The organism is Paenibacillus taiwanensis DSM 18679, assembly GCF_000425125.1.
GTDB lineage: Bacteria > Bacillota > Bacilli > Paenibacillales > Paenibacillaceae > Paenibacillus_B > Paenibacillus_B taiwanensis.
In genome coordinates this window covers 177389-203857 of record NZ_KE384310.1, presented here as the reverse complement: position 1 = coordinate 203857, position 26469 = coordinate 177389, and the positions used below count along the sequence as shown (strand labels likewise).

The window sequence follows — 26469 nt, the reverse complement described above, 5'->3', positions numbered from 1 at the left end:
GTGGTCACACAGTCCAGCGGAGTTACTTTTTTTCGATGTAGATTGTGTTACCCATTCCATCTTCCCAACCGTTCACATCGTCGCCTGCGTCTAGATCAGAGATGATTTGTTCCATGGACTCCATATCTGGAGGTACGATTGTAGCAACTACTTCACCATCTTGGATAACTTCGAACTGGTGTAAATCGTGATCCATTGCTGCTTCTACTACTTCGTAACCTTCGCGTGTCCATGTCTTCATATCATTCTGCCCCTTTCACCTCATCCAGTTTATCTGGCTTATCGGTGTCGTATGTACGACTTGTTAATACCAATATATAATACTGTCGTACATACGTCAATAGGGTTTTAAAAAATAGTTTCACATTCTACAAAATAAAAACAACAGCCCATCTCGACTTGGACTGTTGTCTGTATAGAAGCAATGTGACCGCCGACTGCGCATTTAGCTATCTGACGGTCATCATGTACTCCTGATAATTTAATTCTAGCATAGACTACCGTGCACATACCGTGCATTTTCCGATTATTAAGAAACTTTTTTTACTTTGTCGAGGTTGATAATCTCAGGTTCATGAACAAACTCTAATGCTATTGCCAGCTTCTTCAATGCCTTGCGGTGCCACCTGCGTATTGTAGATTCATCTACGTCTCTAATCATAGCTAGCTTATGTTGTAGTTGAGGATTTCTGTCCAAATAGTGTCCTTGAATAACGAATCTCTCATCATCTGTAAGCACTTCATTTACTGCTCCATCTATCATTGTCACTATATATTCATATTGTCTATAATCAAGACTACTTTCGAATAGACTGCCTGAACTTAACCCAACTGGTGGACGTGAACCGTAAGACAATCCTCTTGGCATTCCTACACGTTCATCACTTACAAATGGAGCTATTCCATTTTTAATTGCGTAACAGTAGCTCCTGTAGTTCTTAAGAATTCGCTTTACACGTTCGTTATCCATATATTATCCCTCCTCTGTGTGGAGTAAGGACGGCCTAAGCCGCCCCCTTAATACCTGCTAATTGCTCCAGTTTGCTGACACGGCGTCTCATTTCTTCCTCAAACGTTTCTGTCTCTCCATCCATCGCCACACTAGATCCTGTTTGATCCAGTCCGTTGACTGCCCCCTCGGAGGGTATCACGGGAATAGGAAGACTGCTTTCAACCAGTTTAGCGGCTTCTTCAGCTTGTCTTTTAGCTTCGGCTTCTGCCCGAAATCGTTCTGCCTCTTCGGCTGTGACCTCCCGATACTTCCCTTCTCCCATAAACGAGAATTCTATATATTCACCTGTTTCTACTAGTTCTGCACCATATCTTGATCGTAAATTATCTAATGGTCGTTTATTAATAATTGCTGGCCTGTTATCCTTCCAACGTTTCATGTATTCTGACAAGTTTGTGTTGAGGTTAGTGTCTATGACCTTAACTGCTTCTTTAGCATCGACTGCCTTTTCGTTACGAAGGTCATCAATTTGACTCTTCAAACGTTCGATCTCTGCCGCAGCTGCATCCCGTTTGTTACCTGTTTCCTCTAGTTCTAGTCTCACAATAGATATTTCCCTGCGTAGCTCCGCATTTACGCTAAATACCTCATCATGACTTTTCTTCAACTGTTCATTCTCTTGTTGTTTTATCCATAGTTTTCTATCATATTCAGCTAGTTCTTTTAATCTCTGTTTTTCTCGTTCGGTCATCATCATTTTTATAAATATACTTACTGCTTGATATGCTGCCTCTGCACTTTTGTTATCCTCGTTTAAAAACATGTGCCGTAATGGGATACCATCGATCTCCATCTCATCCATGGCACCAGCAATCTCGCTAGAAGCAACCTCTAAACGTTGTGCTTGCTCAATGCTCTGTATCTGCTCGTTAAGTGCAGCTATTTTGCCATCGTCCTTCAGGGCTCCACGTTGATACTCTGCGTTTAACTCATGCCGTAGGTGTTCTATGCTGGACTTCTTCTCTGACTCAATTTGTGTTCTCAAAATCTCCACTGCAGCTTCATCTCCGTTCATTACTGCCATTTGTAGCTGACTATTAAGTTCATTGAGTTTGTTCACGTTTACGCCTCCTAGTTTTCGTATCCGAATACAATGATTTATGGTTCTATTATACCACAAATTGTTCAATAAAACCTTATTTTTCGTCGTTTTACTCATTAATTCTCTATAATTCTTTCATTATCAACAATTTATCACCAGAGCTTCTACACGCCTTGTGGTGACGTTTTTGCACTCGCACGAATGTTTCATCATCTAGTATTCGTAAAACGCCACACACCTGCTCAGAATCGCTCACAAGCACATAATCACGTCCTGCCTGTATCCAACTCCCATATAGCCAACTATGCTGCATTTTCGTTGCTCAACTCTTCTACCTCGATTTCGATGCCTGGTATGAGTGCGTATCTCTTTTGTGACTCCACCATCACTACCTGATTATCGTCCTTCCAGAGGATGCCGTTGGCTGCGTCGAACACTCCCTTGATGAGATTGTCTATGTCTGGCTTTTTGGCACAATGTTGACCTACTAATGCGTGTCGGCGCTTGTGTGTCCAACTCTCTGGTATCAACATGTGGAATGTAACCTTTACCGCTATTGGACCTAATTTAGCTGCTGATACGGTCTGACGCATCTTATATGCTATCTCTTGCTTGTAGTTGAGGTATCGTAGTGCGTTAGGGTCCATGTACTTACCTTTCTGAGTCATCCGTACGGCTCCCATTGGCTTAATGTTGATCCTCATGCTACGTCTCCTCTCTTCCTGCGATGTTTGTTAGGATTAGGGTTGCGAGGTCCGTGATTGGCCCAATCTTCATCTGTCATCTGGCCTACAGTTAATGATTCTTCTGCCCGTCGCATTTCTGCGCGATCCAATTTAATAATATTGGGATCAAACGGACGTGCTGTGTGACGATATAGTTTCATGATTTTACTCTCCCTTCGAGTTGATTTATTCATTCTTGGTGTCTATCTATCTCATCTTGGTAACGTGCTTTTCTAGCATTGCTCTTGGCCATCTTGCGACAGTTTGCTAGGATCGGCATCATACGCCGGTATATACCCAATCTAGTAAGCGTATCATCGTCCACGGCTTAGCCTCCTTAGCTGCTTTGGTATGTAGTGCCGGCATGTCCAGTACAGTGCCCATGCGTTATCCATGTATATCACCTCATAGCTTGTCTGACTTGCTTTCAGGGCTTCTCTCTAACAACCACCTGTATATCATCTTAATACCTTGATCTACTCCATCGCCTGTATTTCTCCATGTCATTACCTCAGTAGCTTCTTTAAGCATCAACATTAATGAATCGTACTTTTCTTTAATATCATTTGCTCTCTGCTTCTCTCTGGCTGTCTCTTCGCAGGCTGTTAGGTATTTACCTTTCCAGTACCGCGCATCGATTTCAAGGCTTATTACGCGTTCTCTGAGCTGTTTAACATCCTGTAGCCAGTATGCCAAGACATCTGTATCGTCTCGTATCTCTCCATGCATGGTTTTTATCGGAAGAGGAATGTTGCATAATGTTTTACCATGTCTCATTATTTCTACGTGTTCCCAATCTTCTTGCCAATCACGTTCAGGTTGCTTCTCCGACTCCCTCCGATTATCCCTTTCTTTGAAATCATCCCAAAACTCATTTAATGTTGGCATTTGTATCTTCTCCTTTCAGGAGGTGTGGGTGCTCGTATATGTTGCCTATGACAGTGATATTCATAAGATCGTCTAACCATTCATTTCCGTTGGCGCAACGAACAATAAATCCCGATCTTTCGTTATCCCATTCCACTACTCCACGACAGTGTTCATAATCCTCGATGTCACCATGTTCGCTTCTAATCGGCTCTATCCATTCCAGAATGTCGCCCTCATACCCTCGATCATTATCACCTGTGTATTGTCCTACTGTTTCGGGATCTACTTGTATAAGTTCGTTGTCCGTCCATACAGTACAATCATCAGCAAATGACCGTATTTCAAGCTCATCTTTAATTTCCATGATCCAACAGTTTGAAAATACAGGAGGTTCCCCACATCCGACTTCATTATTCATTCTTATTAAATTGCCATATACCCACTCACCGTTATCAATCTGTTTGCCTCTAAACTTGATTGGTCTACTCATCCCTGAACCTCCAGACTAAGCACACTTCCAATTTTAACGAGTTTGTCATTGTCAGCAGCTGATAACCAAAACGTCCCTTTGCCATCCGTCATTTCAAAATGACCTTTACTGTTTTTTCTGACAAAAATGCCGATCCGTCTTGGATTTTCGTGGCTGGCGTAGTCGTTCTCAATAAGGTCTCCAAACTTAAAATTGTATCTTGGTTTGATAGCTCTACTCATCCCCTAAGCTCCCTTCAACACTCGATATGCAACCCCAAGCGCTTCACCCATTGCATAACGTTCTGGAATTCTTCGTATATACTTGTCATATAAATCACGTTCAGCAAAGTGTAATGAGTTCATTAGTTCGTCCCTGCCGCACAGATGTCTTCCCATAAGCTTGTCACAATAGTCTTTATACGCTTCTTTGTGATGAAACCCTAACAGTTCCCAAATCTTCATGATATGTCTTCTGTGCTGGCTGGCTGTGTACGTCTTTATAATCATTACAGCCAGTGCTTTATTTTGACTCGCTCTCACATAAAGGTCTTTGTTAAACTCCCGTCGTACTGTCTTGTACTTGCGTTTGATTTGTTTACTCATCCTCTAAGCCCTCCAACTCTTCCATTCTGTCGCACCCCAAATCAGAATAAACGCAATTGAAATCCACAATTCATTCATTCCTCTGTACCTCCTGACTCCATCATGGCTAATATAGCTGCTTTGGTGATGGCTTCTGGGGCTGTAATAAAAATCTCGTGTCGATATGGCCTGAATGGTACTTCACCAAACCTTGCGTAATATCTTTCATAATGAAACTCAAGAACGAATGAGTTATCTATTCTTCCCCTGCTAAGTTTATCTACTAATTCAAATGCTGCTGAAATATCTTCTGAATACCGTTTTGGATATGTCGACAGGTCCCCGTACTTAATCCATCCGTTTCGATGAGTATTGACCTTCGCCCCCATCACGATAACTCCAGCTATCTCATCCAGTTCACTCCCTGCTGGCATACTCAATATCTGCTCTCTTGTATACTGTGTCATGACTCTTCCTCCTCATCTTCAAAATCATCATCTGCGAATTTCAGAGCATCCATAATATCCAATACTTCCCCGCCTTCTAACGCTTCAATAAGATTATCAGGCAACATCTCGTATTCGAATGATTGATCTAATCCCCTACTTCCGTATTCAGTTCTTACATACCTTTTTGTATACTCCTTCCCTTGCCAGACAAGTGTCTCTACATATCCGTCGCTAGTAATTTCGGTTTTAAATGTGTTTGTCATGACTCTGTTACCTCCCCTAGAATCTCGTAATCTACAATTTCTGCATCTTCATAGCGAGGGCTTTCAAAACCTTCATTAAAACTTTCTATCTTGCACCCTAAGTTTTTTAGACTAGACACAATATCAGCTGCCGTGTAAGCAATTGCCTCTGCCTTGTCAAGATATTCGTCAATTGTTCCTGGAATGCCGTCTGGAATCTCAACAATTGCAGCTTTCCGATATTTCAATTCCTCTTCGATTACAATTTTCACTTTAGCCATTTTATATTTCCTCCCCTAGAGAATCTCAACGCTATACTCTTTAGATCCGTTTTTTGTGATCTGATGTATGGTTACCTTCGCTATCTTGTTGTGTACTCCAATCCGCTCACATATAAGTTCTTGTGCTATTTCTACGGTTGGTAACAAGCACTCACCATCCAAGTCCATCGTATAATCATCAATTTCAAAATTGTAAAAGAATGAACTGTCACTCCCGTATACTACTGCGTACACAATCATTAGCTTGTTACCTCCCCTTTATCCCCTTGTATGCGTTGTATGGCCGCCTCAGCGTTACAACATATTTCTATTAACTCAGCATCACATGGTCTATATGTGGTAAGTCCCTCGTTCCACCACTCGTCTAGTTTGGTAAGTACGTTTAGTGCGTCTTGGAGCTGTGTATTTAGATGTCCTATTTCCGTTTGACATGGCATAACGCCGATTGTGCAACTATACGTATCCATTCATGGTTAATATCTATTTCCTTGTCTGTCATTTCTGTTATCTGATCTAGGGCATTGATAGTTTCTGATTTGCTTAACGTACTTTTATTCATTATGTTCACTCTCCTTTGATACCAAGCATGATTACTCTCTGTCCTGCTTCTTTCCCAGACACTACAAAGCCAACAACTTCATGAGATTTTCCATTGCCTACATGAACAGTTTCTGAGCCTTTTGAAACAATTGATTTTGCTAATTTTCCAATCCATTCATGAGGCATCTGTAACGTTTCATTCCCACCATCTTTTATTAATGCCATTATGTTAATCAATCCGTTATCCCCCTTAGAACTCAATCTACTTGCCTGTAGGCTATTGCATCCCATCCACGAGCTTTAAGCTCATCCACCATAACAATAACGGCCTTGTATCTCTTATCAGCCATGCCGCCGCATGTTGGTGTTATCATGTATCCTTGTCCGATCCATTGGCGCTTGCAGCGACAATACAATCCAGCCTCTTGTATAGCCTTTAGCACCTTAATTTCCTGCTGTCGAGGAATCCGTAAAAACACAGAATCTAAGTTTGCAGACCCTCCATCACTTACCGCCGCTGCTGCATCCTTAGCAGCTTTATTTGACTCTATCAAATCATTTATAAGTTTTTGCCAATCCATATCTATCCCCCTTATGAAGGTTGCTAGCTGACTTTTTGACAACTTCGAGTTTCTGTACATACGTAAATCCGTCGTAGGCCTCTCTCACTTCTTCGGGAATAGTTCCGCTGTCATCGAAACTTCCTTCTAGTTCAACGAGGTTATCCATAAAATTCAAATTACAATTAGTTAACCATTCGACTACAATACGCTGATTCTTGTTCATAAAAATGTCTCCCTTATATTTCATCACCGCGTAAAGCTTTCCACTTGTGTTCCCCAAAATAGGAAGCATTGTACTCGTACTCTTTTCTGCACTGTAAGCAAATTAAGTAGCCATGGTTTGCATTAAACTCAACACCTTTGTGAACAGGTCTTTTTGCGAGCATTCCGTTCTTGAGTATCTTGTACGTCATTACTTGTCCTTCTTCTCTTGTAAAAAATAGCTCTGCACCACAATCGCATATTGGCTTGATATATTTAGAAGGCACTTGTTATCCCCCTTAGAGGGCCATAAGGCCCTAAACTGTTATTTTTAACTCTCCACGTTGATATCGTTTGTACTCTTCATCATTCATAGTGTATTTCCGCAGAGATGGCATACATCATATTGCGGCTCCATCACTGCTTCGCCCGGAATGTAATCCCATACTTCGCGGATGAATTCTATCTTTTTATGTTGGCAAGTTTGTCGGAATTGTTCATAGCGTCGTTCGCTATCTTGTTGCCTGTAGTGGCACTTAGGACACTTGGTTTTGTTCACACCTATGATGATTTCGTCTCTACCATCATAAAAGTGCATTACATTTCTTTTGTGGTAGTAAGTCTCACCCTTTTCAAATGAGCAACCACAACAATCACAACTTCTTTTTAATTTCCGACTGGCTATTTTCCGTTTCACCTCTTATCTCTCCCTTTAGGCCATAAGGCCTTAAAATACTTCCAGCTTTAGTTTCTTACGCCGCTCATTGGTTAGCTTTGCCTTAGCTTCCTTGTGATTGATTGGATGTACAGGACGCGATATAAACGATAGTTTCATGTCTGTTCCAACAAATTCTATTTCCGTGTATTCCATGACCTTGTAAGTTCGGTCTTTGTAAACGTGCAGAGTTCCTAATTGTATTGCTTTTAACTTTTCACTTTCGAATTTATCTTGGGCAACAAATTCAACACCATCATTATGATCGTAGACATGAGGCCTTGAGGTATAACCTGTTTGGCTCAAGTCCTGTACCGTATACCATATTGTCATCAGACCGCCATACAACTCATAGCGTTCGATACCCAGTACAAGATACATCTTGCCGTCATGCTCGAATGTGTCCCCTATTTTGTCGGGCTGGCGGAATGGTCTAAAGCGATATTTAACTGTTGTAATTACCACATGCTACTCCTCCCCAACATGTGTTATCTCTCCTCGTTGTCAAATAATGATTTCGTCTTCTACTGAGTGAGTAAAATACTTTAATCTCGCTTCCCTGGCTACTTTGGCTGCTTCAATCTCCGTTCCATAGGTTCCGAGATAGATCATTTTCCCATTCACTTTAATTCTGGCTATCCATTTTCCAGTTTCTTTGTTCTTGGAAACTCCTCTATATTTAGAAGAACCGTTTTTCCGTCTCCTTGTGTTTTGCTTATTTTGCGCGTCCGTTACTACTCGCAAATTTCTGCTTCTCCGATTATCTAACGAGTCTCTATTAATATGATCAACTACCATTCCTTTGGGAGCGTCGCATAGGAATCGATGTAATTGAATCAAGACGTTTTTTCCGTTCTCTTTCAAGGTGGTTTGTACATAATAATTGTTGATGTCAGGATCATAACGAGCTCCCCAGCTTGTTGTAACAGAATTGGCCTTCTCGAAATCAGACAAGTCAATAATCGTTTCTAATTGTTTCCCTCTATGATTAAGGTAGATCACTGCTGTATCACTTACGATTTTGTATTCATTTCTCATGTAATTACCTCCTATTCTCCCTTGGCTGTAGCCCTCAAATTGTTTCTGCTTATCTACCTCTCCCTTAGGGGTAGATATCTAGCCTGGTCTTCTAAGCTGCCGTTCTTCGTCAAATTGTTTAGCCTTCGCACGGTAGTGCTCTATTTGTTCTTGTGACATGCCGTGGTCTTTTATATCCTCTTTTACTATTGGAATAATAGGTTTTGATGGTTTGTTATACTGTTGATTGCGATTATTACGTTTGTTTAGTTGTTGCTGGAATTGAATCTGATCCTTGACGAACTGAGCCTTTGTCTTAATTCCTCTATAGCTGCAGTTCTTCAAAATTCTAAACACTTCACCTATATTTTCGTTTCTAATTTTTACGGTTTTCACTGTTTCTTCAAAAAGTCCATACTCCGCACCTTGATTAAGATATCCATTAATATCTTCACACTGGAATGAATTAGGTTGATGAAAGTTCCTTTCTAAAAGGTCATAAATTTTTGTGTAATCCTCGCTATTAGAGAGAGGGGTATTTAATAATTCTTCAAATTCTTTACGTTCTTTAAGTTCTTTTAATTCTTTACATTCTTCTTTGTGGTCGCTTGCTGGTCGCTTGCTGGTCGCTTGCTGGTCATTCTGATGGACATTTTGCTGGTCGCCTATTGCTGTATCTCCTAGTGGTAGCAATGGTTTTTGCTGGTCACTTTGATGGTCGTCTTGCTGGTCAGTTTTCAGCGCACTTTTGGCCGTATCTTGACCGACTTCATTCGAACCTTTGACAAACTCTGAACCGTCATCTTTTGGTGGCTTCGCATATTTTTCATAGTTACATATATAGTAGATACTAAATTTATTTGAGCTGCGAACGAGTTTCAGCATCTCCTCGTTTAATAATTTATCAACGAGTGTCCTTAATCTGCGCTCACTAATTCCTAAGCGTGTACTCCACTTCTTTCGACCATAAATGAATTCACCATAACCCAACTCAACCAATTGCCCATCAAATAACTCAACCTTTGAATCGCTAGAAAACTTTGCTCTAAACAACATTTCAATCCAAACCTTTAAGTATTCTGCATCCTGGTAAATCCAATGTTTATGTAGTGCACGATGCAGTTTAATCCATCCTTCCATAAGGCACTTCCTCTCGTTGAGGTCAAATTGCCTCCTCTCGTAGTTGACGCTTATAGCGTATCCCTTCTGGTGTTTCGTCTAACCATTTATGACACTCCGTACAAAGGTGCAGGAGATCATCTACAGTTGTCCTGTGTTTAAGTTGCTTCCGTCCAGTAATGTGCGCCCTCTGGACTGCTCTAGCGGCGCTACAACGCTCACAGACGCTGCCTGAACGTGCTTTAAGTTGCTTGTCCACCTTATCGCTGATGTTGCCCATTTGCCTCTGTGTAGGTTTGATACGCTTGCGCTGTAGCTGCTGTGACTTTGGATATGCTCGTACTGGTTGCATAAGCGCCTCCTAGAATGGTAAGTCGTCGTCTGATATATCAAGTTGCCCCTCACCTTGAAACGGATCAGCTGTACGTTGCGCTCCTGTTGGTTGCTGTGACTCGCGGTTGGATTCCAGAAACCGCACGTTGTCTGCTATTACCTCTGTGACAAACACCTTGCGTCCATCGCCACCTTCATAGTTCCGCACCTGTATGCGGCCTTCCACGGCGCACAATCGCCCTTTACGCAGGTAGTTTGCTACTGTCTCTGCAAGCTGCCGCCATGTGACGACAGGGATGAAGTCGGTTTCACGTTTGCCGTCCTGACCGGAAAATGGCCTATCAACTGCAATTGTAAATTGCGTTACCGCAATACCTGCAGGTGTGTAGCGTAATTCAGGGTCCTTTGTAGGTCTCCCGATCAGAATAACTCGATTTAGCATAGTTATGCTCCCTTCTGCTCTGTTTCTTGTTTAGCCTTCATTGCATCTATTAATGTCTGCAGGAATGCCTCAGCCTGCTTCTCTGTAATCGCTCCAAGCTCAGATCCATAAAGTTTCTTTGTTTGTGCATCAATATGCTCAGGGTTTTGTCCAAGCTCAATCCACTTCGTGCTGATTTTAACCAGCATGTCCTTGCTGATTAGCTTTTCTCCTGACTCCAGCCACTCCAGAAGCTGTTTACCTGTATCAACTGTAGGAATGAAGTATTGTCCATCAAACAGTCCTGTGCGGTCCTTGGAGACAGTAGCCATGTGGTCTGCGGTCAAGTCGAACACAAGAGTAAATTCATACTCTAGTCCGTCACGTTGGACTGGAGCCATACCTACCTTGCGCGGTACTTGTTTGCCTCTGTCATTTTGTTCAAGGATGTACTCTGTCTTGCTTCTCATTGTGGCGTAGATATGACACTTAGACTTTAAGATAGCTTCAACAAACTTGTTTTGCTTCGGTGTCATCTCACCCCATGCCGTATAACTGTTTCCACCCTTGGCCTTTGCAACTTGGTCTTTTTGCTCCAGGATTCCGCCTTCACCAGCCCATGCGTGGGAAAGCGAATCAACTATGATAGCCTCAACGCCATAATCCTCAAACGCCTTCAACGCCTCAATGTACTTCTCAGTCGTGTAAGGTGGCTCGATATCAATCTTCGGAAACTCCGGAATATGTACGCCTGCCTTAACCGTCTCAGCGTACAGGTCAGCACTCTTGTTCTCAGTGTCAATTAGCCCAACCTTATCCCAGTCTCCAGTCATCCCATACGCCATTAACAGTGCCGACAACGTCTTTCCTGATCCACTTGGACCAGATATCCCGACTCTCGCCTTCGTGACCTTACGCTGCGCCTTCCGTATTTGTACCACGCTGCTTCGCCTCCAGTTCAAAAGTGATAACCATACGCTCATACGTGTAGTTCAGTGGGTCTACTGGGCCGTACATACCTTTCATAAACCCGTCTAAGTCCTCTTCGTGTGAAAAGTTTGCTGCAGCTTTTAAGCTGTCTGTCGGCTCACACCGCAGCGTAAGAAAATATCCGTCAATATGCTTCGGAACATATCTGATAATACTTTCCATATCCGTCCCTCCATGTTATAATTGGCCTATCTCAATTATTAAGCCCTTGACTTGGTCGCGCCTGAAACGCGGCCATTTCTCTTTTCAAGAGCCTTCTTCGATTGATTGCGCACTGTTTAAACATTGGCGGATTTTTTCTATTCAATCGTGCCAATTCCACATACAGCCTTGATCCTTCCGGTATCGTCATGCCGTCATGCGCCCCTCCAATTGTTTAGCAAGTAACTCACGACGTAACTCAATATTCTCTCGCTCCAATTCTGCAATAAAATTCTGAACATCTTGCATTGTTTCCAAGATTGGATTCAAGTCATGTTGGATGAAGTTCGCCACATCCACTAACATCGAAGGCGCCGATTGCTGTGATACATTCGCTTGAAGCTGCAGAAGCTTGTCTATAGCTGATTTCATAGTAGTTCTACCCCCTCGTCCTGAGCGCATGTCCAGCAACGTAATTGCCCGTTAATCCGAAACTTTGCGAAGCATCCGCAATCGCATATACGCTTTGTTGTTGTAGTCGGCATGTGATAAATACGTCCTCTGTCTGCCATAACCATTGGATTTTCAATTTCAAGTCTGTAAGCTCCCATCGTTATTCCTCCCTGTCGATCCGTTTTTGTACTGCTATCATCTGCTCAAGCACAATCTGTAGTAACCGATCCACAAATTCCTTTGCTAGCACATACTGCATTTTGTCGCTAGCTGAATCGTATATCTTTAAAAACTTGATAATTGCGTTGATCGCCATCTTCAACGGCTTGTCCTCCATAGGAAGGGCTATACAGCCTCCTCCAACTCTGATTTTTTATCGATAATGGCCCATCCTGCTTCATGCATATCCTCAAGTACCTTGTTTGCTTCCTCTGCTGTCTGTGCGAAGTAATCACTGCAAATATGTACCACAGACTTACCTACCTTCATGGTCTTGACGATAGAACCTTCCACTTATGACCACCTCCAATTTGTATGCTAGCTCTGGCGAAGTGTTAATTATTTATCCACACTGTATCAACAGGTGGTTTATAATGAAGAGTCGAATATGTTAAGCTGCGCCTTCTAAGTATTTTTTTAGGAAGTATTTCTGCCCTTTTACTGTGACTAAAGGTGTACTATTTACATGACTGTTACCTGAATTGTGAAAAACCATTGTTTTCTTCACTTCGAACAATCCTTGTTTCATTGATCTTTGTGTTGGCTGATTCCAATCTGATCCTTGTTTAATCAAATATCCATCTTCACGTAATCTTTTCAGTAGGGTGTTTCCGCCAATTTGGTATCCATTCTGGCTGATTATCTTCGCCAACTCCCGTACAAGGATTGAATCTTTACTTGTCTCAAGTGCTTTTGCAAAGTTTACTAATGGCTTGTCCAATTCAATCTGAAGTTCAAGTCGCTTGCGCGCTTCCTGTTCTTCTTTAATTTTCTGACCTGCTGCTATGAGTAAATCAGGATTGTTTAGTAAGTCGTCTGTTGCATACATTCCATGTTTGCGGATGTTTGGTAGTACTTCGTGAGTTACCCAGCGTTTGAATTGCTTTGCTTCTGGCTTTCGACTACTCAGGATAAGGGAGTACAGACCAGGTTCATTAACAATATTTGTTTCTCCCTGACGACCTAAGTTGAACTTAGCCCGTTCATCTTCATCGAGCGCCTTCATTGACATGCTAGGATTTGAAAGCTCTAAAACATCACAAACATCTTTGGCAATCCACCAAGGTTGTCCATCTTGAATAACAACGCGAACAGCATGACTAGAAAAGTTGAATACTTGAAGTTGATTCATCATTAAACCTCCTTAAGCACTTTTATTCTTAGAATCTAAGAAATTGTTCTTATAAAAAAATGTAGGGTCTACGCCAAGTCCTTCTCTACAAATTCTTTCATATTCATCCGTTGTCATAGGTTGTTTGTTAGTCATAAACCTAGAAAACTTTTTCATGTTAAATCCCGATTTCTCAGCTACACGAGTGAATTTCAAACCACTCGTGGTTATGTAGACTCGGATATTTTCATTCATCTTCATCTTGTCACCACCTCTTAATATCTAAGACTTATGTACTTAATATAATTCTTAGTTTCTAATCTGTCAAGATATTTTTTCTAAGTTTTTAAGAGTTCATTCTGAGTAAGTGAGAATTTTGTTATACTACTTCTTTGAAGGAGGACATAAAAAATGAATAATCTAGGAGAACGTCTGAAACAGGCTAGGATAAATAAAAATATGACGCAGGTTCAAGTTAAACAACATACTGGCATTCACAATAAAACTTTAAGCGGTTATGAAAACGGGGTATCTGAACCAGATTTTGAAACATTAAAGACGTTATCTAAATTATATGAAGTATCTTTAAATAATTTATTAGGTGCAGAAGCATTTTCTAATTTATCCGATATTGATAAGAAAGGATTAGAGAAATTCCGTAATCTGGATCAAAAGGACAAAGAATTTTTAATTGATTTTATGGAGAGGATGCAAAAAAAATAATCCCCGGGCCCGTGGGGATTATCATTCTGAGGTGCTATTTCTGGCTGTCAAACTTCTCGCATAATACTTCTAGTATATCTTCGTATTGTGCCGCATTCTGCAGCTCAACAATTAACTGTGATATTTCATGTTTACTTGCAAACTGCAGAAATGCTAAAAAAGTAGGTTCAAGGTCAGCCATGACATCCTCCTATGGAACGCCGCTCTAGTAGTTGTACAACCATTTTATACGAACATGCGTTCGATTTCAATGGATTTTTGTATGAGGAGAATAAGTCATGACCTATCGCCCAGGTCGATGCCTCCTCCGTCAGCTACTAAATTCACGTAAAAGAAGCCAACAATGGCTATCTGATGTCACTGGTATAGACAAGCACAGGATATCTCACTATGCCAGTAATAGAGGCTTAATGAGTTTATCTGCAGCCAAAACTATTGCAGCTGCATTACTCTGCAATATTGACGATCTATATGAGTGGATTGACGGAGAGGACGAAGAGTAGATTCCTACTCTCGACCTAGGAAAAAGTTGTGACAACTCACAACTCTTAGACGTTTAAACAGCGCTGTTTTGCCTCCCCGTATCCAAATATAACATCATCTGTTAGTTGATTCGACACGACTATCCCCAAATATTATAAATCTCATTTGATTCTCATTTTATGTTCGGGAACAAACGGAAATATATCCCTATAATGTGTAGGTTTTTGATATAATAAGGCGGTTAAAGGCTAATTATGGGAGGTCATCAAACAATAATGAAATACTCAGATGAAGAAATAGAGAAAATGTCTGAACACGAGCTCCGTGAAGTACTACGAAATAATAATTCAAATTCTGATGGAAATTTAATAAGAAGTAAAAAGTCATCTCATGAACCAGTAGGGCTAGGTGGATGGTTATTACTATTTTATTTCAGTTTGATGCTAGCTGCTTATAGTTATTTCAATTCAATCAACAACTTCATTGATTTTATGGGTACGATTGATTACAAAAACTTAAATGATCCCAACTATAATGGTTATCATTACTTATGGGAGCTTTATCACAATGTTAATTTATATGGATCAGGAATATTACTTGCAATAATTGTTGTAATCTGTTTCCTATCTTTTAAACAGTCCAATAAATTACCTAATATCGCTAGATCTTTCTTTATGCTCTCAGCGATTATGGCAGGGGCTATATATTGGATTTCCTACATAATAAACAAAGATTTAAATGGTATATTATCAAATGCAGTTGATGATTTATTTATTAGATTAATAGCATCCGTAGTTGTATCTCTTCTTTGGATATCATATTTTGTAAAATCTCAACGTGTCCAAAATACATTCGTAATGTCTAAGAGAAGGCAAGGATCAACATTAGTTAGCAATATAACATATCTATTTTTGGTTATAATGAACTACTTATGGGGCATAGCATCTGGAATATATGCACTTTATGCAGTTTACATTACATTCGCTGGCGGAACATTATGGCCAACTCAGAATGAATATGAAGGTGGGTTTTGGAACGGTGTAGGCAGCATGGTTGTTATTGGTTTTATATGGGGTATTCTTGAATTTATGGTTCAAACATTATTATCAGTAATAGCTTTGATTATTATCGACTTATTCGGATCTGAAGAAAAAAATAATAAATAGAAATATATTCAGTACCTTAAGCCCTAACTGGGCTTTTTTATTTGTCCTTAATCTCATACAATTACCTCAAGGAGGTTATGTCTATGGAACAATACTGTATCTACTTACGTAAATCACGGGCTGACCTAGAAGCTGAAGCCAGAGGTGAAGGTGAAACATTAGCCAGACACAAACGAATCCTACTGTCTACAGCTAAGCGTTTGAACATTAATATTACGGAAATATATCCAGAGATAGTTACAGGCGAAAACATTATGGATCGTCCTGTGGTCCAACAAGTATTACATGAAGTAGAAAGTGGACAGTGGACAGGAGTACTTGTTGTTGACATTGATCGTCTGGGTCGCGGTGACAGCATAGATCAAGGCATAGTATTCAAAGCTTTTAAGGAGTCTCACACTAAAATCATCACACCTAACAAGGTGTATGACTTAGATGACGAGTTTGATGAAGAGTACACTGAGTTCTCTATGTTCATGGCTCGGAAAGAGTATAAGTTCATCAACAAGCGCCTACAACGTGGTAGAGTATCTTCTGTAGAAGAAGGTAATTATATAGGAAGCTTAGCACCGTATGGATACAATAAAATATTTTTACCGGATGATAGCCCATCTTTAGAGATTAATCAGGATGAGGCGCCAATTGTGAAAATGATATTTGATCTATATGTTAATGAATCTATAGGTACATCATTAATTGCTCGTAAATTAAATGAAATGGGAATAAAAACAAAAAAAAATAAACTTTGGTCAACTCCAACTGTCAGAGATATTATACGTAATGATATTTATGTAAGTAGTGTTCATTGGGGTAAAAGAAGAATGAAAAAAGGTGTGGTAAGAACAAAAAATGGGAAATATAGAAGACCTGTTTCTCCGCTTGGAACTTATACAAAAAATAAAGCAAAACACCCAGCAATAATAGATATAGCGATATGGATACGTGCACAAGAAATTATGGATAGTAGATATAAGCCACCAGGTGTTATGCTCGGGAAAGGTTTAAAAAACCCACTTTCTGGCCTTGTAATATGTAAGAAATGTGGTAAAAAAATTCAACTTATGACATACCATCAATCAAGTGCAGCTGCACAAATGGTTTGTCAAACACAAAATTGTGATAACAAGAGTTCAAAATTTATACACATTGAAAATGCTATCCTTAAATCCCTTGAGATATGGCTCGATAAATATAAAGCTGATTGGGACAAGAGTAAATCAAATCGTAAAGATAGGATGATAGATAATGTCATTAATGTAAAAGAAAATAATCTAAACCAACATCAAAAACAACTATCCGACCTAGAGGGGCAGAAAAGTTATCTTCACGATTTGCTGGAGCAAAAGGTGTACACGATTGAAATGTTTCTTCAACGATCTCAGGAGCTTGCAGAGCGTATAGAGGAAGCCCAATCTTTGAGGGATAAAGCCGAACAAGAACTTGGGCAAGAAAAAAAGAGGAAGCAAGCTCAAAAGAGCACCATCCCCCAAGTAGAAAGCGTTATTAAACTGTATCACGAATCACCTGATGCAGAGACAAAAAACAATCTATTAAAATCCGTTATAGAAAAGGTTGTCTATGTAAAAGAGAAGCATCAAAGAGAAGATGACTTTGAACTTATGCTATATCCAAGGATAAATGAAAGCACGTCTGACTTATAGTTTGAATGTGCTAACTCATTTGTACTCATTTTAATAAGAGCCTTTAGCCCTGCCAAGGCGTTTCTATAAAATTCCTACTATAGCACTAGGCTTAAAAACAACTTCTACTAAAGTAGCTCATAAGTAGCGGTTATATGGACACTCCTTTTGTCATTTGATTGTATATAATGACGTTCTTTGGCACCACCTTTACAATATAGAAGCCCCGACCGTTCCTACTATATAAGGAGAACAGCCGGGGCTTCTATATTTATGAATTTACATGTGCAAATCCGTAATTTAATAACGTATGAGAGTCACTCCAAATTTGATCTTCAGTGGAATGCAGCGCAACTGCGATTACTTTATGACCATTCCGATTGGCTGATGAGACAAGACAATAACCAGCTTGATCGGTGAAGCCCGTCTTGATGCCGTTTGCACCCTCATAAAAATGACCACTATCCATCTGCAGCAGTTGGTTGCGGTTATATACCCTCTTTTCTACCTGATTGTCCTCAGACGTCAAGTTCAAGCTAGCCTCTGGCTCCATCACAATGTTACGAAAAATTTCGTTTTCCATTGCTGCGCGGGCCAGTATAGCTAAATCCTTAGCTGTGGAATAATGCTCCTGGTCAGGCATGCCATGTGGATTGGCAAAATGAGTATTCTCCATTCCTAGCTCGGAGGCTTTCTTATTCATTTGGCTGACAAATACATCATAGGCTTGCTGTCGAGTTGATCCGGCCGGAGCATGCTTCATGCCAATCTGCACAGCAATCGTTCTTGCGGCATCATTACCAGACGGCAGCATCATCGCTGATATTAACTCCCGCCACGTTAACAACTGCCCTGGGGCAAGCCCAGCCTTGCTCTCATCTGGAGCGGTCCAGTTTACTTCCCTGCCCACAATTACCCTCTCAGCGGGATCAGCCTGCTCCACTGCCAATAAAGCTGTCATAATCTTCGTTGTGCTGGCAGGCGGCAGCAGCTTGTTCTCATTCTTATAGAACAGCACATCGCCGTTCTCCGCATCTATAACAAATGCAGCACTGGCTTCTAAGGAGCTTAACGCCAGCTCTTTATTGTTCGTAGTCACAAATACTCGCTCTTGAATTCGGGAATACACTCCCTGTAAAGGAGCACCAAATTCCTTCACTACAAACAACAATCCACCCACTATAAATAGAACTCCAATCAGCCGCTTCCACTTGAACGTTGGCTTAGTTTTGTTCTTCATCTCATCCACCCTGTTCTTTTATTGATTAGGCTTAGTTTAAACAACAGAAGTGAATGAATGTTTGCGAATTTATGATGAAATTATGATGTTAACGGCAGTCTGATTACGAATCGAGTCTGAAATGTGTTACTTTCCGCCCAAATACTTCCATTATGTAATTCCACAATTGCGCGTGAAATAGCGAGACCTAACCCTGATCCCTCCTGCTCTTCGCCCCTTGACTTGTCCACCCGATAGAATCGATCAAACACGTACGGCAAATCCTGCTGTGGAATGGGCGTCCCATAATTAACGATCTCAATTTGAGCTTCGTCAGCGATGATCGATACGTTTAGGTCAACCGCATCACCACCCGTACCATACTTCATGGCGTTGGACAGTAAATTCTCAAATACACGTACAAGCTTTAAAGAGTCAGCCATCATAAATAAAGATTGATCGGCATTGTTCATCCGCAGTTGCAGCCCTGCTTGCTCCATAGGATAGCGATAGTGGACGTACAATTGGCCCACTAGCTCCGACAAATTTACTCGTCCCAAATGCAGCGGCATGCCTCCGCTCATTCGTGTGTATTCAAATAAATCCTCGATCATAAGATGTAATCGTTTGGACTTTTCGTAAGCGATGCTAATATAGTGCCGAAGCTCCAATTCGTCCCGATACTTGTCTTGTTCAACCAGTCCAAGATAACCGATAATTGAGGTTAAGGGTGTCCTGAGATCATGAGATACATTCGTGACGAGCTCCGTCTTGGTCTGCTCTGCCCGTCGCTCCTCTTCTATTGATTTACTGAGCTGTTCCGCCATGACGTTAATATGATGTTCGAGTTGACCGATCTCATCCTTAGCAGATACTTTAATTCTTTGCGTCAGATCACCCTCCGCAATATGCTGAACCGTTTTTGTCACCCGAAGAATACGGCGTATTAGTAGACTTGTAAACAAAACAAAGTACACCGCAAACCATATCAATGTGTACATAACGGATAAGACCATCACTCCAACTACGTCATCCAAATAGCGAATGAAGGCGGTAAAGGTAGAAAAGTAAAAACTTTTGTATACCGTCGAAATGGCTAAATAACTCAATCCCGTGGTTGCACCTGCTAATAGGATACACAACGGCAAGGACAACAATAGCTTCCAATTCAGCTTCATGCTTCCGCCTCCACCTTGTAGCCAACACCCCACACGGTATGAATAAACATATAACCTTGCTTGTGCAGTTTGTCTCTCAGCTTGCTAATATGTGCGGCGATCGTATTATGCGCGCCTTGAAATGGCTCCTTCCATACGAGTTCATACAAATCTTCTGCCCGAAACACTCTCCCTGGATATCGAACCATCGTATATAGTATTTCAAATTCTATGGAAGTTAAGTGGACGGCTTGATGGTCTACTTTTACCGTATGCAACTCCCTGTTTACTTCTAACTTTCCAAGACTAATAACTTTGTTGGGGCTTCCGGCATCTCCTTCAGCAAGCCGTGGATTAAGCTGATAGGTACGCCGCAGCAGCGATTTCACACGCGCCATAAGCTCCAGCGGATTAAAGGGCTTTGCCATATAATCGTCCGCCCCTGTCATCAAACCCATAATTTTGTCCATATCCTCCGTTTTGGCGCTAAGCATAAGAATCGGAGTCGCATGACGCTCACGTATCACTCTTGTTACACCTAATCCATCTAATTTAGGCATCATCACGTCCAAAATAACAAGATCAATTGGCTTCTCCTCTATCCGTTGCAGCGCTTCAAGCCCATCATGGGCAAGTACACATTCATAACCTTCGTTTATTATATAAATACGAATTAAATTCGCGATTTCTCGATCATCATCTACAACAAGAATGGCTGTCATTCGTGTACACTCCTCATCTTAACCGTATACTTCACAACGTATATAACACACTAATCTTTAATTCCACGCTCTTACTGCTTATTGTAAGTAACAACCGTTATCATTTTATGGGGAAAGTATGAAGAAAACATGATGATTGTATATATTTGCTTAGTGTAGCACAGTTTATTATTCTCATTCGGCTTGAACCTGTACTTCTTTTATAGCAGCCATCCAACTTTACATTTGTCAAAATTGTAAAGCTACTTTATACTTGACATATAACCTAGCGAACCAAGTCCGGACTACTTTTATACATTGGAGCGAATCCCGTATGACAAAGAAAATTACGCAGCAGCACATTGCAGACGCGCTTCAGCTATCACGCAACACCGTTTCGAAAGCGCTTAACAATGAGCCTGGATTAAAAGAAGATACGCGTCTGCGCATTATCCAGCATGCCATTGACATGGGCTACACCAAATTCCCGCCTGGCATGTTAGAATCCATTACCCAATTAAAGCATAGTCGTCCAGAGCACGCCGCCCATATGGGAAATCGACTTATTGCGTTGTTAACACATTCCGATTATGTAGGCAACCATTATTGGTCACCCTTTTTGCGTGGACTAAACACCTCACTTAAAGAAGCAGGCTACACCGTGGCGATGTCAATCGTTGACATGGAGGAAGAAAATGAGCTCCGGCTGCCGCCTTTATTTTCACAGCAAACCCCTGCTGGCATTATTACGATCGGATCTTTTTTGCGAGCATATTACGAGCGGATTGAACATACTGGCATACCCGCACTATTTATCGATACGTACGCAGATTTTACGATGAATCTGCTTAAAACCGATACACTGCTCGTAAATAACCTAGATAGTGTATACAGATTAACCAAAAGCTTGCTTGAGCAAGGCTGTACCGACATTGGCTTCGTCGGGGACATCGGTTCCTGCCTAAGTTACTGGGAACGTTGGAGCGGATTCCAGATGGCTCTCCGTGAATTCGGTGTTGAGCTTGACCCTGCGCTTCAAATCGTGAATACGTTGCCACGACATTACTATTATGAAGCAGAACTGCGTGAAGCACTTGGTGCAATGAAGCAGTATCCGCGGGCCTTTGTTTGTGCGAACGACGCCATTGCGGTCGAGCTTATGAATTTAATGCGTGAAGAAGGCAAGCGTGTGCCTGAAGATATCATTTTGACGGGTTTTGACAACATTGGCGAGCTTGCTTACGTACATCCGAGTATTCCTACAGTCGACGTACCAAAAGAAGAGCTCGGCTTACGTGCAGGCGAGCAATTGATCTGGAGAATCGCCCATCCGGAACGTCCAAAGGAACTAATCCGCCTAAATGTGCAGCTTAAAGATGCTAAACATGCAAAATGATGCCCAAATGTAATATTAAATCAATAATTATTTATAAAATGCACACTTATGTATTGACATAGTGTGCATTTTATTTTACATTTATATTGTAAAGAAAACGCTAACATGCCAGTGGGCCATGTACACTTTACATGATGAATAACTCGGCACATAAATGGACTTGAGTTTACTCATACTTTTATATAATAAGGTGCTCTCTCTAGTTCTCTCTACTCAAGCTGCCATTGGTTCTCTCTCTCAGGTCGGTTGTCATTTGTAAAGTATGCATATTACATGGTGAGCTAGCTTGCCTATGTGCTGCACCTATGGATTTTATACTTTTAGAAGCAAAGCGAGGTTAGATCATGAGTAAAGTTAATATTATCGGTCCTAACATCCCGAACATGCCTTGGGAAGAACGTCCTGAGGGACATCGCGACGTATTGTGGCGTTACAGCCAGAATCCGGTTATTCCGCGTGATTTACTGCCCAATTCCAACAGCATCTTCAACAGTGCAGTTGTGCCTTTCGAAGACGGATTCGCTGGTGTATTCCGTTGTGATGACCGCAACCGCTACATGCGTCTGCACGTCGGCTTCAGTAAAGACGGCCTAAACTGGGATATTAACCACGAGCCGCTCAAATTTGAATGCGACGATCCTGAGATCGGCAACTTCATTGAAGGTTACGATCCACGCGTATGCTGGATTGAAGATCGCTTTATCGTGACTTGGTGTAACCTTTACCACGGACCGACAATCGGCGTAGCATACACTTACGACTTTAAAACATTCCATCAATTGGAGAATGCATTCCTGCCTTACAACCGTAATGGCGTGATGTTCCCACGTAAGATTAACGGCAACTACGCAATGGTTAGCCGCCCATCCGATACGGGGCATACTCCGTTTGGCGACATCTTCTACAGCGAGAGCCCTGACTTGGAGTTCTGGGGTCGTCATCGCCATGTAATGGCGCCGCTTGGTGGCTGGCAGAGCAAGAAAGTCGGCGCAGGTCCGATTCCAATCGAGACTAGCGAAGGCTGGTTGATGATTTATCACGGCGTATTGAATTCCTGTAATGGATTCGTATATGCATTCGGTGCTGCTTTGCTTGATCTGGATCAGCCTTGGAAAGTTAAATACCGCAGTGAACCTTACCTGCTCCAACCTTCCACTTTGTATGAGTGCGTAGGAGACGTACCTAACGTTGCATTCCCATGTGCATCGTTGGTAGACGCAGAAACAGGACGAATCGCGATTTATTATGGCGCTGCTGATACCGTAACAGCAATCGCATTCGGTTATGTTGACGAAATTATCGAGTTTGTGAAAAACAACTCGCGCGTTGAATAAGCAGCAACAATACGCTGTTTATTCCATGTAATAGATCGTATCGTGACACATTTCAACACAATGTTACAGTAACATTCGCGATTTGTGACGATACGGGTTATAATAATGTTATCAGTAACAAAGTTGCATGGTTCGTACCCATGATACATGCTTTCTTTGTAACCCCACACCCTCTGTTCCGTTGCCCGCGGAGCAGGGGGATTTTATTTTTTATCTCATCTCCGTGTAAACTATCGATCCGCACAGCATTTCGCTGTACAAAGTTGTCTATTAAAATAAACGTAATCCATCTACGAAACATTCTAAATTATCCCAAAAACCCGATTTACATGATCTTACATATGTGCTATATTCACAGTGATTTATTAACCAACATTTGTAATAATGAGCGATTGAGCATGAAAAAGCTTGTTACCACCGTTTTATTTGCTGCAATTGTGTATCTGTTTCGTCCGCTACAGCATCTGAAGATGAAATCACGTTTTCTAAAACAGGAAGTGCCTCTGGGGGTTGGAGTGAAGAACGTGGATACTATACAAATGTGAACAATACTGACTCCTTTTCTATATTGGCCTCATCTGAGCCTGAAGATCACAAAGCAACAAGAATAAATAAAGAAATAGGTAGTATTCATCAGTCTAAATTAATTGGTGAAACTTGGTGGAGTGGAATGCTACATTATACACGAGCCAGATGTGAGTATGTGTGGCCACTCAGTGGAAATATTGGTGATACTGAGCGTGTTTGGGGTAACAATTATACTAAAGCAGAAACCGAATATGTAAATGCAGATTATGCACAGGCACGCACTTACTGGGGAAATGAATAATTTACGAAGGAGATAGTAAGAGATTATCCTGGGATACAAAACGTACATAAAACATCCTCACACTTCCAGGATAATCTCCCTCTTATAGCTACAATGATCCATTCACTAGTAAGGAAAAATGTCACGTCTTATATCGTATTTTCACTCTTTGGCTTAATCTTTCTGTCGATCTACTATTCCCAAGCTCGTTTGGATTATATCAACATGGTCAACAACGGGTATGTGCATCAAAATGCTATCACGTTTAAGCTTAACAAGCTAAATAAACCGTTTCTTCAAATACAAGATCCATACATTCTATTTCAGTCTAGTTCTGTAACTGCTCCCACTAGAGTAGTACGGATAAATGGAGATATAACCCTTCCGCCAATTAAATTAAACAATCCAGATCGCCTCCATTTTAACAAAAAAAATATTGCAATATCAGGAAAAGATGCAAACCATCGCATTATTCCAACGGAGTATCAATTGGCTGGAACCTTTGTCGAAACTAACTCTTACTTGTTAAATTCGGCAATATGGCTTCTGCCTAATTCATTTCAGGTTGATTTGAAACAGGGAAGCTATTTTATATTCAATACGCCCTCTGCTCATAAAATGAAACTACTAAACCGTATCATTAATACCAATGAAATCGAAATCATTTATCCAGAGAACTACGGCACATACAACTTTCACTCCAACCGCTTGCTGATGAACAGCCTGTATCTATCCCTAAGCCTAGGCTTAATTATGTTTGTCTTGATCGGTGTAATCTCTATGAATAGGGAAAAACACGTTATCCATATCCTGTATATAACTGGATATACAATACGTCATATATATAGTATAGTGCTCCGTTATAAGGTATTACCTTGTATCGGTAGTTCTGTGCTCCTGTTTGTGCTGGCCCTACTTGCACAGCCTTATCTCTATTCGACCTGGGACCATAATTGGATTGCATATGCACTCCTTACCATAACAGGGATGCTCATTTTTTTAGCAGCTCAATGCTTCATAACAGTCCTTACTTACACGATACGGAAAGGCGGCCAAAAATATTGAGAATTATTCACATACTTTTTAAGCAAGGAAAACTTCTCAATTTTCTTAATCTTTTCATCGCTATCATCTTGTTTCTATTTTTAATGGCACTATCTATTAATATGCAGCAGGCAAAACTTGAAGTGGGTACGATGAGCCATTTTAAAAATAAGCAGCTATATAAAATTTCGGATGGATTAATAAATGAAGAAGATGTCAACTTCTTTGCTAAACCAAGCAATTATGATCGATTACATGACTTTTCTGAGTTGATGCACGCATCAACTCAATTTCAATATTATATTGCCAATTGGCAGCCAATTGGTATATCCGATTTTAAAGGCAGCGCTATTTTCGGAGCTTACTATGAATTAGGACATAGCGAACAGACCAGTAACAGAGATGGAAAAGAGTATTCCTCTATCAAGTCGGTCCAAGTTACACAAAATGTGTTTGACTTAAACGTTGTTCAGCTTCAACAAGGTCGAACATTTGATGCAGATGAGTACATTTTAACAGGTGACAACATTCCTATTATTTTAGGTGCAGAGTATGCGGGTGTCTACCAGCTTGGTGATCAGATTGACATCGACTATTACTTTCAAACATTCAAAGGAACGGTCGTTGGGATTGTGCAGCCTTTACAGAAAATTGTAACCAATAGCAGACCTGAGCTCTTGTTGGATCGGTATGTCCTCCTGCCGTTAATGTCACTTTCAGATCCACCATCATACTTAAATAAAAATGCTGTGAAATATCCTGTCTTTTTTAAAGCTTTATTACTTACCCGTGCAAATGGCATGATTATTTCTGAATTAGACCCGTTGTCTATTCGTAAAATAGTAGGCAGCATCGCGCAAAAAACAGGCTTTGACCAATTTTCAATTATTGGTGCAGACAGTCTGCGCATAAATACGCTAGTACAAATGACGGAAGCTAACCAATTCACGCTTCTGCTTGTGTCTTCCCTCATGTTTGTTATTACCATGAGCATTCTTTTGCTCACCTTATTCATTAAAACGAAAAAAAATGTATCTACTTACAAAGTGTTGTTGATAAGTGGAGCAACATTAAATCATGTGTGCCTAATGATTAGCATACAGTCATTTATCACTTATCTCATCGGAAGTATCATTCCCTGTCTTATTACGATGATCCTAACAGGTTTCTCAATTCCTATATTTTTAACCTATTTATTGCTTGTTCTTCTTTTGTCGTTATTTATGACCATAATGACTTATCTATTTGTAAAAAAGATATTCTCAAAGCTGGATATCGTACGCGAGTTGAAAGGATGATTT

General features: G+C 40.9%; 45 protein-coding genes. 10 read left to right on the top strand and 35 right to left on the bottom strand.

Features of this window, described 5'->3' with window-relative positions; genetic code table 11:
* Positions 1-22: 22 nt before the first annotated feature.
* From H509_RS0123585 to H509_RS0123420, 31 genes are all read right to left on the bottom strand, one after another.
* Positions 23-241 (bottom strand): hypothetical protein, encoded by a 219-nt coding sequence (locus tag H509_RS0123585; protein WP_028547228.1) that lies wholly within the window; start codon positions 239-241, stop codon positions 23-25.
* 288 nt (positions 242-529) lie between these two features.
* Positions 530-970 (bottom strand): RNA polymerase sigma factor sigma-70 region 4 domain-containing protein, encoded by a 441-nt coding sequence (locus H509_RS0123580; protein ID WP_028547227.1) that lies wholly within the window; start codon positions 968-970, stop codon positions 530-532.
* A gap of 34 nt (positions 971-1004) precedes the next feature.
* Positions 1005-2072, bottom strand: coding sequence for a hypothetical protein (locus H509_RS0123575; RefSeq protein WP_028547226.1), 1068 nt, complete (start codon positions 2070-2072; stop codon positions 1005-1007).
* Between the two features lie 284 nt (positions 2073-2356).
* A complete protein-coding gene (locus H509_RS0123570; protein WP_028547225.1) occupies positions 2357-2758 on the bottom strand; it encodes a RusA family crossover junction endodeoxyribonuclease in 402 nt (133 codons plus the stop codon).
* Positions 2755-2940, bottom strand: a complete 186-nt coding sequence (locus tag H509_RS0123565) for a hypothetical protein (protein WP_028547224.1) — start codon at positions 2938-2940, stop codon at positions 2755-2757. The genes H509_RS0123570 and H509_RS0123565 overlap by 4 nt, the downstream gene beginning before the upstream one ends.
* Before the next feature lie 244 nt (positions 2941-3184).
* Positions 3185-3667 carry a hypothetical protein gene (locus H509_RS0123555; RefSeq protein ID WP_157277933.1) on the bottom strand — a complete coding sequence of 161 codons (483 nt, stop codon included), beginning with the start codon at positions 3665-3667 and terminating at the stop codon, positions 3185-3187.
* Positions 3651-4139, bottom strand: coding sequence for a YopX family protein (locus H509_RS0123550; protein WP_028547222.1), 489 nt, complete (start codon positions 4137-4139; stop codon positions 3651-3653). The genes H509_RS0123555 and H509_RS0123550 overlap by 17 nt, the downstream gene beginning before the upstream one ends.
* Positions 4136-4360, bottom strand: coding sequence for a hypothetical protein (locus tag H509_RS0123545; protein WP_028547221.1), 225 nt, complete (start codon positions 4358-4360; stop codon positions 4136-4138). Before H509_RS0123545 ends, H509_RS0123550 begins: the two co-directional genes overlap by 4 nt.
* A gap of 3 nt (positions 4361-4363) precedes the next feature.
* Positions 4364-4723, bottom strand: coding sequence for a hypothetical protein (locus H509_RS0123540; RefSeq protein WP_028547220.1), 360 nt, complete (start codon positions 4721-4723; stop codon positions 4364-4366).
* A 74-nt stretch (positions 4724-4797) separates the two neighbouring features.
* Positions 4798-5169: a BC1872 family protein gene (locus H509_RS0123535; RefSeq protein WP_028547219.1), complete on the bottom strand. Its 372-nt coding sequence runs from the start codon at positions 5167-5169 to the stop codon at positions 4798-4800.
* Positions 5166-5414, bottom strand: coding sequence for a hypothetical protein (locus tag H509_RS0123530; RefSeq protein WP_028547218.1), 249 nt, complete (start codon positions 5412-5414; stop codon positions 5166-5168). The genes H509_RS0123535 and H509_RS0123530 overlap by 4 nt, the downstream gene beginning before the upstream one ends.
* Positions 5411-5674: a hypothetical protein gene (locus H509_RS0123525; protein ID WP_028547217.1), complete on the bottom strand. Its 264-nt coding sequence runs from the start codon at positions 5672-5674 to the stop codon at positions 5411-5413. Before H509_RS0123525 ends, H509_RS0123530 begins: the two co-directional genes overlap by 4 nt.
* A 15-nt stretch (positions 5675-5689) precedes the next feature.
* Positions 5690-5914 carry a hypothetical protein gene (locus H509_RS0123520; protein WP_028547216.1) on the bottom strand — a complete coding sequence of 75 codons (225 nt, stop codon included), beginning with the start codon at positions 5912-5914 and terminating at the stop codon, positions 5690-5692.
* Between the two features lie 324 nt (positions 5915-6238).
* Entirely contained in the window at positions 6239-6451 is a 213-nt protein-coding gene (locus H509_RS0123510; protein ID WP_028547215.1) for a hypothetical protein, read from the bottom strand.
* Between the two features lie 20 nt (positions 6452-6471).
* Positions 6472-6795, bottom strand: coding sequence for a hypothetical protein (locus H509_RS26490; RefSeq protein WP_036698747.1), 324 nt, complete (start codon positions 6793-6795; stop codon positions 6472-6474).
* Positions 6770-7000 carry a hypothetical protein gene (locus tag H509_RS0123500; RefSeq protein WP_028547214.1) on the bottom strand — a complete coding sequence of 77 codons (231 nt, stop codon included), beginning with the start codon at positions 6998-7000 and terminating at the stop codon, positions 6770-6772. The genes H509_RS26490 and H509_RS0123500 overlap by 26 nt, the downstream gene beginning before the upstream one ends.
* Before the next feature lie 13 nt (positions 7001-7013).
* The gene (locus H509_RS0123495) at positions 7014-7265 is read right to left on the bottom strand and encodes a hypothetical protein (RefSeq protein ID WP_028547213.1); all 252 of its coding nucleotides are present in this window, start codon (positions 7263-7265) and stop codon (positions 7014-7016) included.
* An 83-nt stretch (positions 7266-7348) separates the two neighbouring features.
* Complete coding sequence (locus H509_RS28275; RefSeq protein WP_028547212.1) at positions 7349-7675, bottom strand: hypothetical protein; 327 nt, start codon at positions 7673-7675, stop codon at positions 7349-7351.
* A 30-nt stretch (positions 7676-7705) separates the two neighbouring features.
* A complete protein-coding gene (locus H509_RS0123485) occupies positions 7706-8158 on the bottom strand; it encodes a hypothetical protein (protein ID WP_028547211.1) in 453 nt (150 codons plus the stop codon).
* Between the two features lie 39 nt (positions 8159-8197).
* Entirely contained in the window at positions 8198-8731 is a 534-nt protein-coding gene (locus tag H509_RS26995) for an AP2 domain-containing protein (protein ID WP_051287551.1), read from the bottom strand.
* Positions 8732-8809: 78 nt separating this feature from the next.
* Positions 8810-9850, bottom strand: a complete 1041-nt coding sequence (locus H509_RS0123475) for a DnaD domain-containing protein (protein ID WP_028547210.1) — start codon at positions 9848-9850, stop codon at positions 8810-8812.
* A gap of 22 nt (positions 9851-9872) precedes the next feature.
* Positions 9873-10181, bottom strand: coding sequence for a hypothetical protein (locus H509_RS0123470; protein ID WP_028547209.1), 309 nt, complete (start codon positions 10179-10181; stop codon positions 9873-9875).
* A 9-nt stretch (positions 10182-10190) separates the two neighbouring features.
* A complete protein-coding gene (ssb, locus tag H509_RS0123465) occupies positions 10191-10604 on the bottom strand; it encodes a single-stranded DNA-binding protein (protein WP_028547208.1) in 414 nt (137 codons plus the stop codon).
* A 2-nt stretch (positions 10605-10606) separates the two neighbouring features.
* The gene (locus tag H509_RS26480; RefSeq protein WP_028547207.1) at positions 10607-11524 is read right to left on the bottom strand and encodes an AAA family ATPase; all 918 of its coding nucleotides are present in this window, start codon (positions 11522-11524) and stop codon (positions 10607-10609) included.
* A complete protein-coding gene (locus tag H509_RS0123455) occupies positions 11496-11735 on the bottom strand; it encodes a hypothetical protein (protein WP_028547206.1) in 240 nt (79 codons plus the stop codon). The genes H509_RS26480 and H509_RS0123455 overlap by 29 nt, the downstream gene beginning before the upstream one ends.
* Before the next feature lie 186 nt (positions 11736-11921).
* On the bottom strand, positions 11922-12146 hold the full coding sequence (locus H509_RS0123445; protein ID WP_028547205.1) for a hypothetical protein: 225 nt from the start codon (positions 12144-12146) through the stop codon (positions 11922-11924).
* 7 nt (positions 12147-12153) lie between these two features.
* Positions 12154-12309, bottom strand: a complete 156-nt coding sequence (locus H509_RS0123440) for a hypothetical protein (RefSeq protein WP_157277931.1) — start codon at positions 12307-12309, stop codon at positions 12154-12156.
* 18 nt (positions 12310-12327) lie between these two features.
* Positions 12328-12489, bottom strand: coding sequence for a hypothetical protein (locus H509_RS27910; RefSeq protein WP_157277929.1), 162 nt, complete (start codon positions 12487-12489; stop codon positions 12328-12330).
* A gap of 23 nt (positions 12490-12512) precedes the next feature.
* The gene (locus H509_RS27905) at positions 12513-12680 is read right to left on the bottom strand and encodes a hypothetical protein (protein ID WP_157277927.1); all 168 of its coding nucleotides are present in this window, start codon (positions 12678-12680) and stop codon (positions 12513-12515) included.
* Between the two features lie 97 nt (positions 12681-12777).
* Positions 12778-13518 carry a phage antirepressor KilAC domain-containing protein gene (locus H509_RS0123425; protein WP_028547203.1) on the bottom strand — a complete coding sequence of 247 codons (741 nt, stop codon included), beginning with the start codon at positions 13516-13518 and terminating at the stop codon, positions 12778-12780.
* A 12-nt stretch (positions 13519-13530) separates the two neighbouring features.
* Positions 13531-13758: a helix-turn-helix domain-containing protein gene (locus tag H509_RS0123420; protein WP_028547202.1), complete on the bottom strand. Its 228-nt coding sequence runs from the start codon at positions 13756-13758 to the stop codon at positions 13531-13533.
* 150 nt (positions 13759-13908) lie between these two features.
* Between H509_RS0123420 and H509_RS0123415 the strand changes: the two genes are divergently transcribed.
* On the top strand, positions 13909-14220 hold the full coding sequence (locus H509_RS0123415) for a helix-turn-helix domain-containing protein (protein ID WP_028547201.1): 312 nt from the start codon (positions 13909-13911) through the stop codon (positions 14218-14220).
* 34 nt (positions 14221-14254) lie between these two features.
* On the opposite strand, the gene H509_RS27900 is transcribed toward H509_RS0123415, so the two are convergent.
* A complete protein-coding gene (locus H509_RS27900; RefSeq protein ID WP_157277925.1) occupies positions 14255-14401 on the bottom strand; it encodes a hypothetical protein in 147 nt (48 codons plus the stop codon).
* A 97-nt stretch (positions 14402-14498) separates the two neighbouring features.
* On the opposite strand from H509_RS27900, the gene H509_RS0123405 reads away from it, so the two are divergent.
* The 3 genes from H509_RS0123405 to H509_RS0123395 all read left to right on the top strand — a co-directional run bounded on the left by H509_RS0123405 (position 14499) and on the right by H509_RS0123395 (position 17530).
* Positions 14499-14723 (top strand): helix-turn-helix transcriptional regulator, encoded by a 225-nt coding sequence (locus tag H509_RS0123405; protein ID WP_028547200.1) that lies wholly within the window; start codon positions 14499-14501, stop codon positions 14721-14723.
* A 255-nt stretch (positions 14724-14978) separates the two neighbouring features.
* Positions 14979-15869, top strand: coding sequence for a DUF2569 family protein (locus H509_RS0123400; RefSeq protein ID WP_028547199.1), 891 nt, complete (start codon positions 14979-14981; stop codon positions 15867-15869).
* Positions 15870-15952: 83 nt separating this feature from the next.
* Positions 15953-17530, top strand: coding sequence for a recombinase family protein (locus H509_RS0123395; protein WP_028547198.1), 1578 nt, complete (start codon positions 15953-15955; stop codon positions 17528-17530).
* A 250-nt stretch (positions 17531-17780) separates the two neighbouring features.
* Here H509_RS0123395 and H509_RS0123390 read toward each other — a convergent pair whose 3' ends face one another.
* The 3 genes from H509_RS0123390 to H509_RS0123380 all read right to left on the bottom strand — a co-directional run bounded on the left by H509_RS0123390 (position 17781) and on the right by H509_RS0123380 (position 20607).
* Positions 17781-18749 carry a D-alanyl-D-alanine carboxypeptidase family protein gene (locus tag H509_RS0123390; protein WP_028547197.1) on the bottom strand — a complete coding sequence of 323 codons (969 nt, stop codon included), beginning with the start codon at positions 18747-18749 and terminating at the stop codon, positions 17781-17783.
* Positions 18750-18829: 80 nt separating this feature from the next.
* Positions 18830-19906 carry a sensor histidine kinase gene (locus H509_RS0123385; RefSeq protein WP_028547196.1) on the bottom strand — a complete coding sequence of 359 codons (1077 nt, stop codon included), beginning with the start codon at positions 19904-19906 and terminating at the stop codon, positions 18830-18832.
* A complete protein-coding gene (locus H509_RS0123380) occupies positions 19903-20607 on the bottom strand; it encodes a response regulator transcription factor (protein ID WP_028547195.1) in 705 nt (234 codons plus the stop codon). Before H509_RS0123380 ends, H509_RS0123385 begins: the two co-directional genes overlap by 4 nt.
* Before the next feature lie 313 nt (positions 20608-20920).
* Between H509_RS0123380 and H509_RS0123375 the strand changes: the two genes are divergently transcribed.
* The 6 genes from H509_RS0123375 to H509_RS0123350 all read left to right on the top strand — a co-directional run bounded on the left by H509_RS0123375 (position 20921) and on the right by H509_RS0123350 (position 26466).
* Positions 20921-21982, top strand: coding sequence for a LacI family DNA-binding transcriptional regulator (locus H509_RS0123375; protein ID WP_036698745.1), 1062 nt, complete (start codon positions 20921-20923; stop codon positions 21980-21982).
* Between the two features lie 344 nt (positions 21983-22326).
* Positions 22327-23316, top strand: a complete 990-nt coding sequence (locus tag H509_RS0123370; RefSeq protein ID WP_028547193.1) for a glycoside hydrolase family 130 protein — start codon at positions 22327-22329, stop codon at positions 23314-23316.
* 398 nt (positions 23317-23714) lie between these two features.
* Positions 23715-23861, top strand: coding sequence for a hypothetical protein (locus H509_RS28095; protein WP_169451003.1), 147 nt, complete (start codon positions 23715-23717; stop codon positions 23859-23861).
* Between the two features lie 23 nt (positions 23862-23884).
* Complete coding sequence (locus H509_RS26990) at positions 23885-24145, top strand: hypothetical protein (RefSeq protein ID WP_157277923.1); 261 nt, start codon at positions 23885-23887, stop codon at positions 24143-24145.
* A 189-nt stretch (positions 24146-24334) separates the two neighbouring features.
* On the top strand, positions 24335-25189 hold the full coding sequence (locus tag H509_RS0123355; RefSeq protein ID WP_157277921.1) for an FtsX-like permease family protein: 855 nt from the start codon (positions 24335-24337) through the stop codon (positions 25187-25189).
* On the top strand, positions 25186-26466 hold the full coding sequence (locus H509_RS0123350; RefSeq protein ID WP_028547191.1) for an ABC transporter permease family protein: 1281 nt from the start codon (positions 25186-25188) through the stop codon (positions 26464-26466). Before H509_RS0123355 ends, H509_RS0123350 begins: the two co-directional genes overlap by 4 nt.
* Positions 26467-26469 lie beyond the last annotated feature (3 nt).

Coding starts and splice junctions, on each gene's coding strand:
- H509_RS0123380 (WP_028547195.1), bottom strand. CDS start 20,607: ATGACAGCCATTCTTGTTGTAGATGATGATCGAGAAATCGCGAATTTA.
- H509_RS0123535 (WP_028547219.1), bottom strand. CDS start 5,169: ATGACACAGTATACAAGAGAGCAGATATTGAGTATGCCAGCAGGGAGT.
- H509_RS0123525 (WP_028547217.1), bottom strand. CDS start 5,674: ATGGCTAAAGTGAAAATTGTAATCGAAGAGGAATTGAAATATCGGAAA.
- H509_RS0123375 (WP_036698745.1), top strand. CDS start 20,921: ATGACAAAGAAAATTACGCAGCAGCACATTGCAGACGCGCTTCAGCTA.
- H509_RS0123415 (WP_028547201.1), top strand. CDS start 13,909: ATGAATAATCTAGGAGAACGTCTGAAACAGGCTAGGATAAATAAAAAT.
- H509_RS0123580 (WP_028547227.1), bottom strand. CDS start 970: ATGGATAACGAACGTGTAAAGCGAATTCTTAAGAACTACAGGAGCTAC.
- H509_RS0123520 (WP_028547216.1), bottom strand. CDS start 5,914: ATGATTGTGTACGCAGTAGTATACGGGAGTGACAGTTCATTCTTTTAC.
- H509_RS0123470 (WP_028547209.1), bottom strand. CDS start 10,181: ATGCAACCAGTACGAGCATATCCAAAGTCACAGCAGCTACAGCGCAAG.
- H509_RS0123550 (WP_028547222.1), bottom strand. CDS start 4,139: ATGAGTAGACCAATCAAGTTTAGAGGCAAACAGATTGATAACGGTGAG.
- H509_RS0123570 (WP_028547225.1), bottom strand. CDS start 2,758: ATGAGGATCAACATTAAGCCAATGGGAGCCGTACGGATGACTCAGAAA.
- H509_RS0123425 (WP_028547203.1), bottom strand. CDS start 13,518: ATGAATCAACTTCAAGTATTCAACTTTTCTAGTCATGCTGTTCGCGTT.
- H509_RS0123540 (WP_028547220.1), bottom strand. CDS start 4,723: ATGAGTAAACAAATCAAACGCAAGTACAAGACAGTACGACGGGAGTTT.
- H509_RS0123445 (WP_028547205.1), bottom strand. CDS start 12,146: ATGAAATCAGCTATAGACAAGCTTCTGCAGCTTCAAGCGAATGTATCA.
- H509_RS0123455 (WP_028547206.1), bottom strand. CDS start 11,735: ATGGAAAGTATTATCAGATATGTTCCGAAGCATATTGACGGATATTTT.
- H509_RS0123475 (WP_028547210.1), bottom strand. CDS start 9,850: ATGGAAGGATGGATTAAACTGCATCGTGCACTACATAAACATTGGATT.
- H509_RS0123385 (WP_028547196.1), bottom strand. CDS start 19,906: ATGAAGCTGAATTGGAAGCTATTGTTGTCCTTGCCGTTGTGTATCCTA.
- H509_RS0123500 (WP_028547214.1), bottom strand. CDS start 7,000: ATGAACAAGAATCAGCGTATTGTAGTCGAATGGTTAACTAATTGTAAT.
- H509_RS0123420 (WP_028547202.1), bottom strand. CDS start 13,758: ATGAAGATGAATGAAAATATCCGAGTCTACATAACCACGAGTGGTTTG.
- H509_RS0123565 (WP_028547224.1), bottom strand. CDS start 2,940: ATGAAACTATATCGTCACACAGCACGTCCGTTTGATCCCAATATTATT.
- H509_RS26995 (WP_051287551.1), bottom strand. CDS start 8,731: ATGAGAAATGAATACAAAATCGTAAGTGATACAGCAGTGATCTACCTT.
- H509_RS0123400 (WP_028547199.1), top strand. CDS start 14,979: ATGAAATACTCAGATGAAGAAATAGAGAAAATGTCTGAACACGAGCTC.
- H509_RS0123585 (WP_028547228.1), bottom strand. CDS start 241: ATGAAGACATGGACACGCGAAGGTTACGAAGTAGTAGAAGCAGCAATG.
- H509_RS0123390 (WP_028547197.1), bottom strand. CDS start 18,749: ATGAAGAACAAAACTAAGCCAACGTTCAAGTGGAAGCGGCTGATTGGA.
- H509_RS26490 (WP_036698747.1), bottom strand. CDS start 6,795: ATGGATTGGCAAAAACTTATAAATGATTTGATAGAGTCAAATAAAGCT.
- H509_RS0123545 (WP_028547221.1), bottom strand. CDS start 4,360: ATGAGTAGAGCTATCAAACCAAGATACAATTTTAAGTTTGGAGACCTT.
- H509_RS0123370 (WP_028547193.1), top strand. CDS start 22,327: ATGAGTAAAGTTAATATTATCGGTCCTAACATCCCGAACATGCCTTGG.
- H509_RS0123555 (WP_157277933.1), bottom strand. CDS start 3,667: ATGCCAACATTAAATGAGTTTTGGGATGATTTCAAAGAAAGGGATAAT.
- H509_RS0123395 (WP_028547198.1), top strand. CDS start 15,953: ATGGAACAATACTGTATCTACTTACGTAAATCACGGGCTGACCTAGAA.
- H509_RS0123530 (WP_028547218.1), bottom strand. CDS start 5,414: ATGACAAACACATTTAAAACCGAAATTACTAGCGACGGATATGTAGAG.
- H509_RS28095 (WP_169451003.1), top strand. CDS start 23,715: ATGAAAAAGCTTGTTACCACCGTTTTATTTGCTGCAATTGTGTATCTG.
- ssb (WP_028547208.1), bottom strand. CDS start 10,604: ATGCTAAATCGAGTTATTCTGATCGGGAGACCTACAAAGGACCCTGAA.
- H509_RS27900 (WP_157277925.1), bottom strand. CDS start 14,401: ATGGCTGACCTTGAACCTACTTTTTTAGCATTTCTGCAGTTTGCAAGT.
- H509_RS0123405 (WP_028547200.1), top strand. CDS start 14,499: ATGACCTATCGCCCAGGTCGATGCCTCCTCCGTCAGCTACTAAATTCA.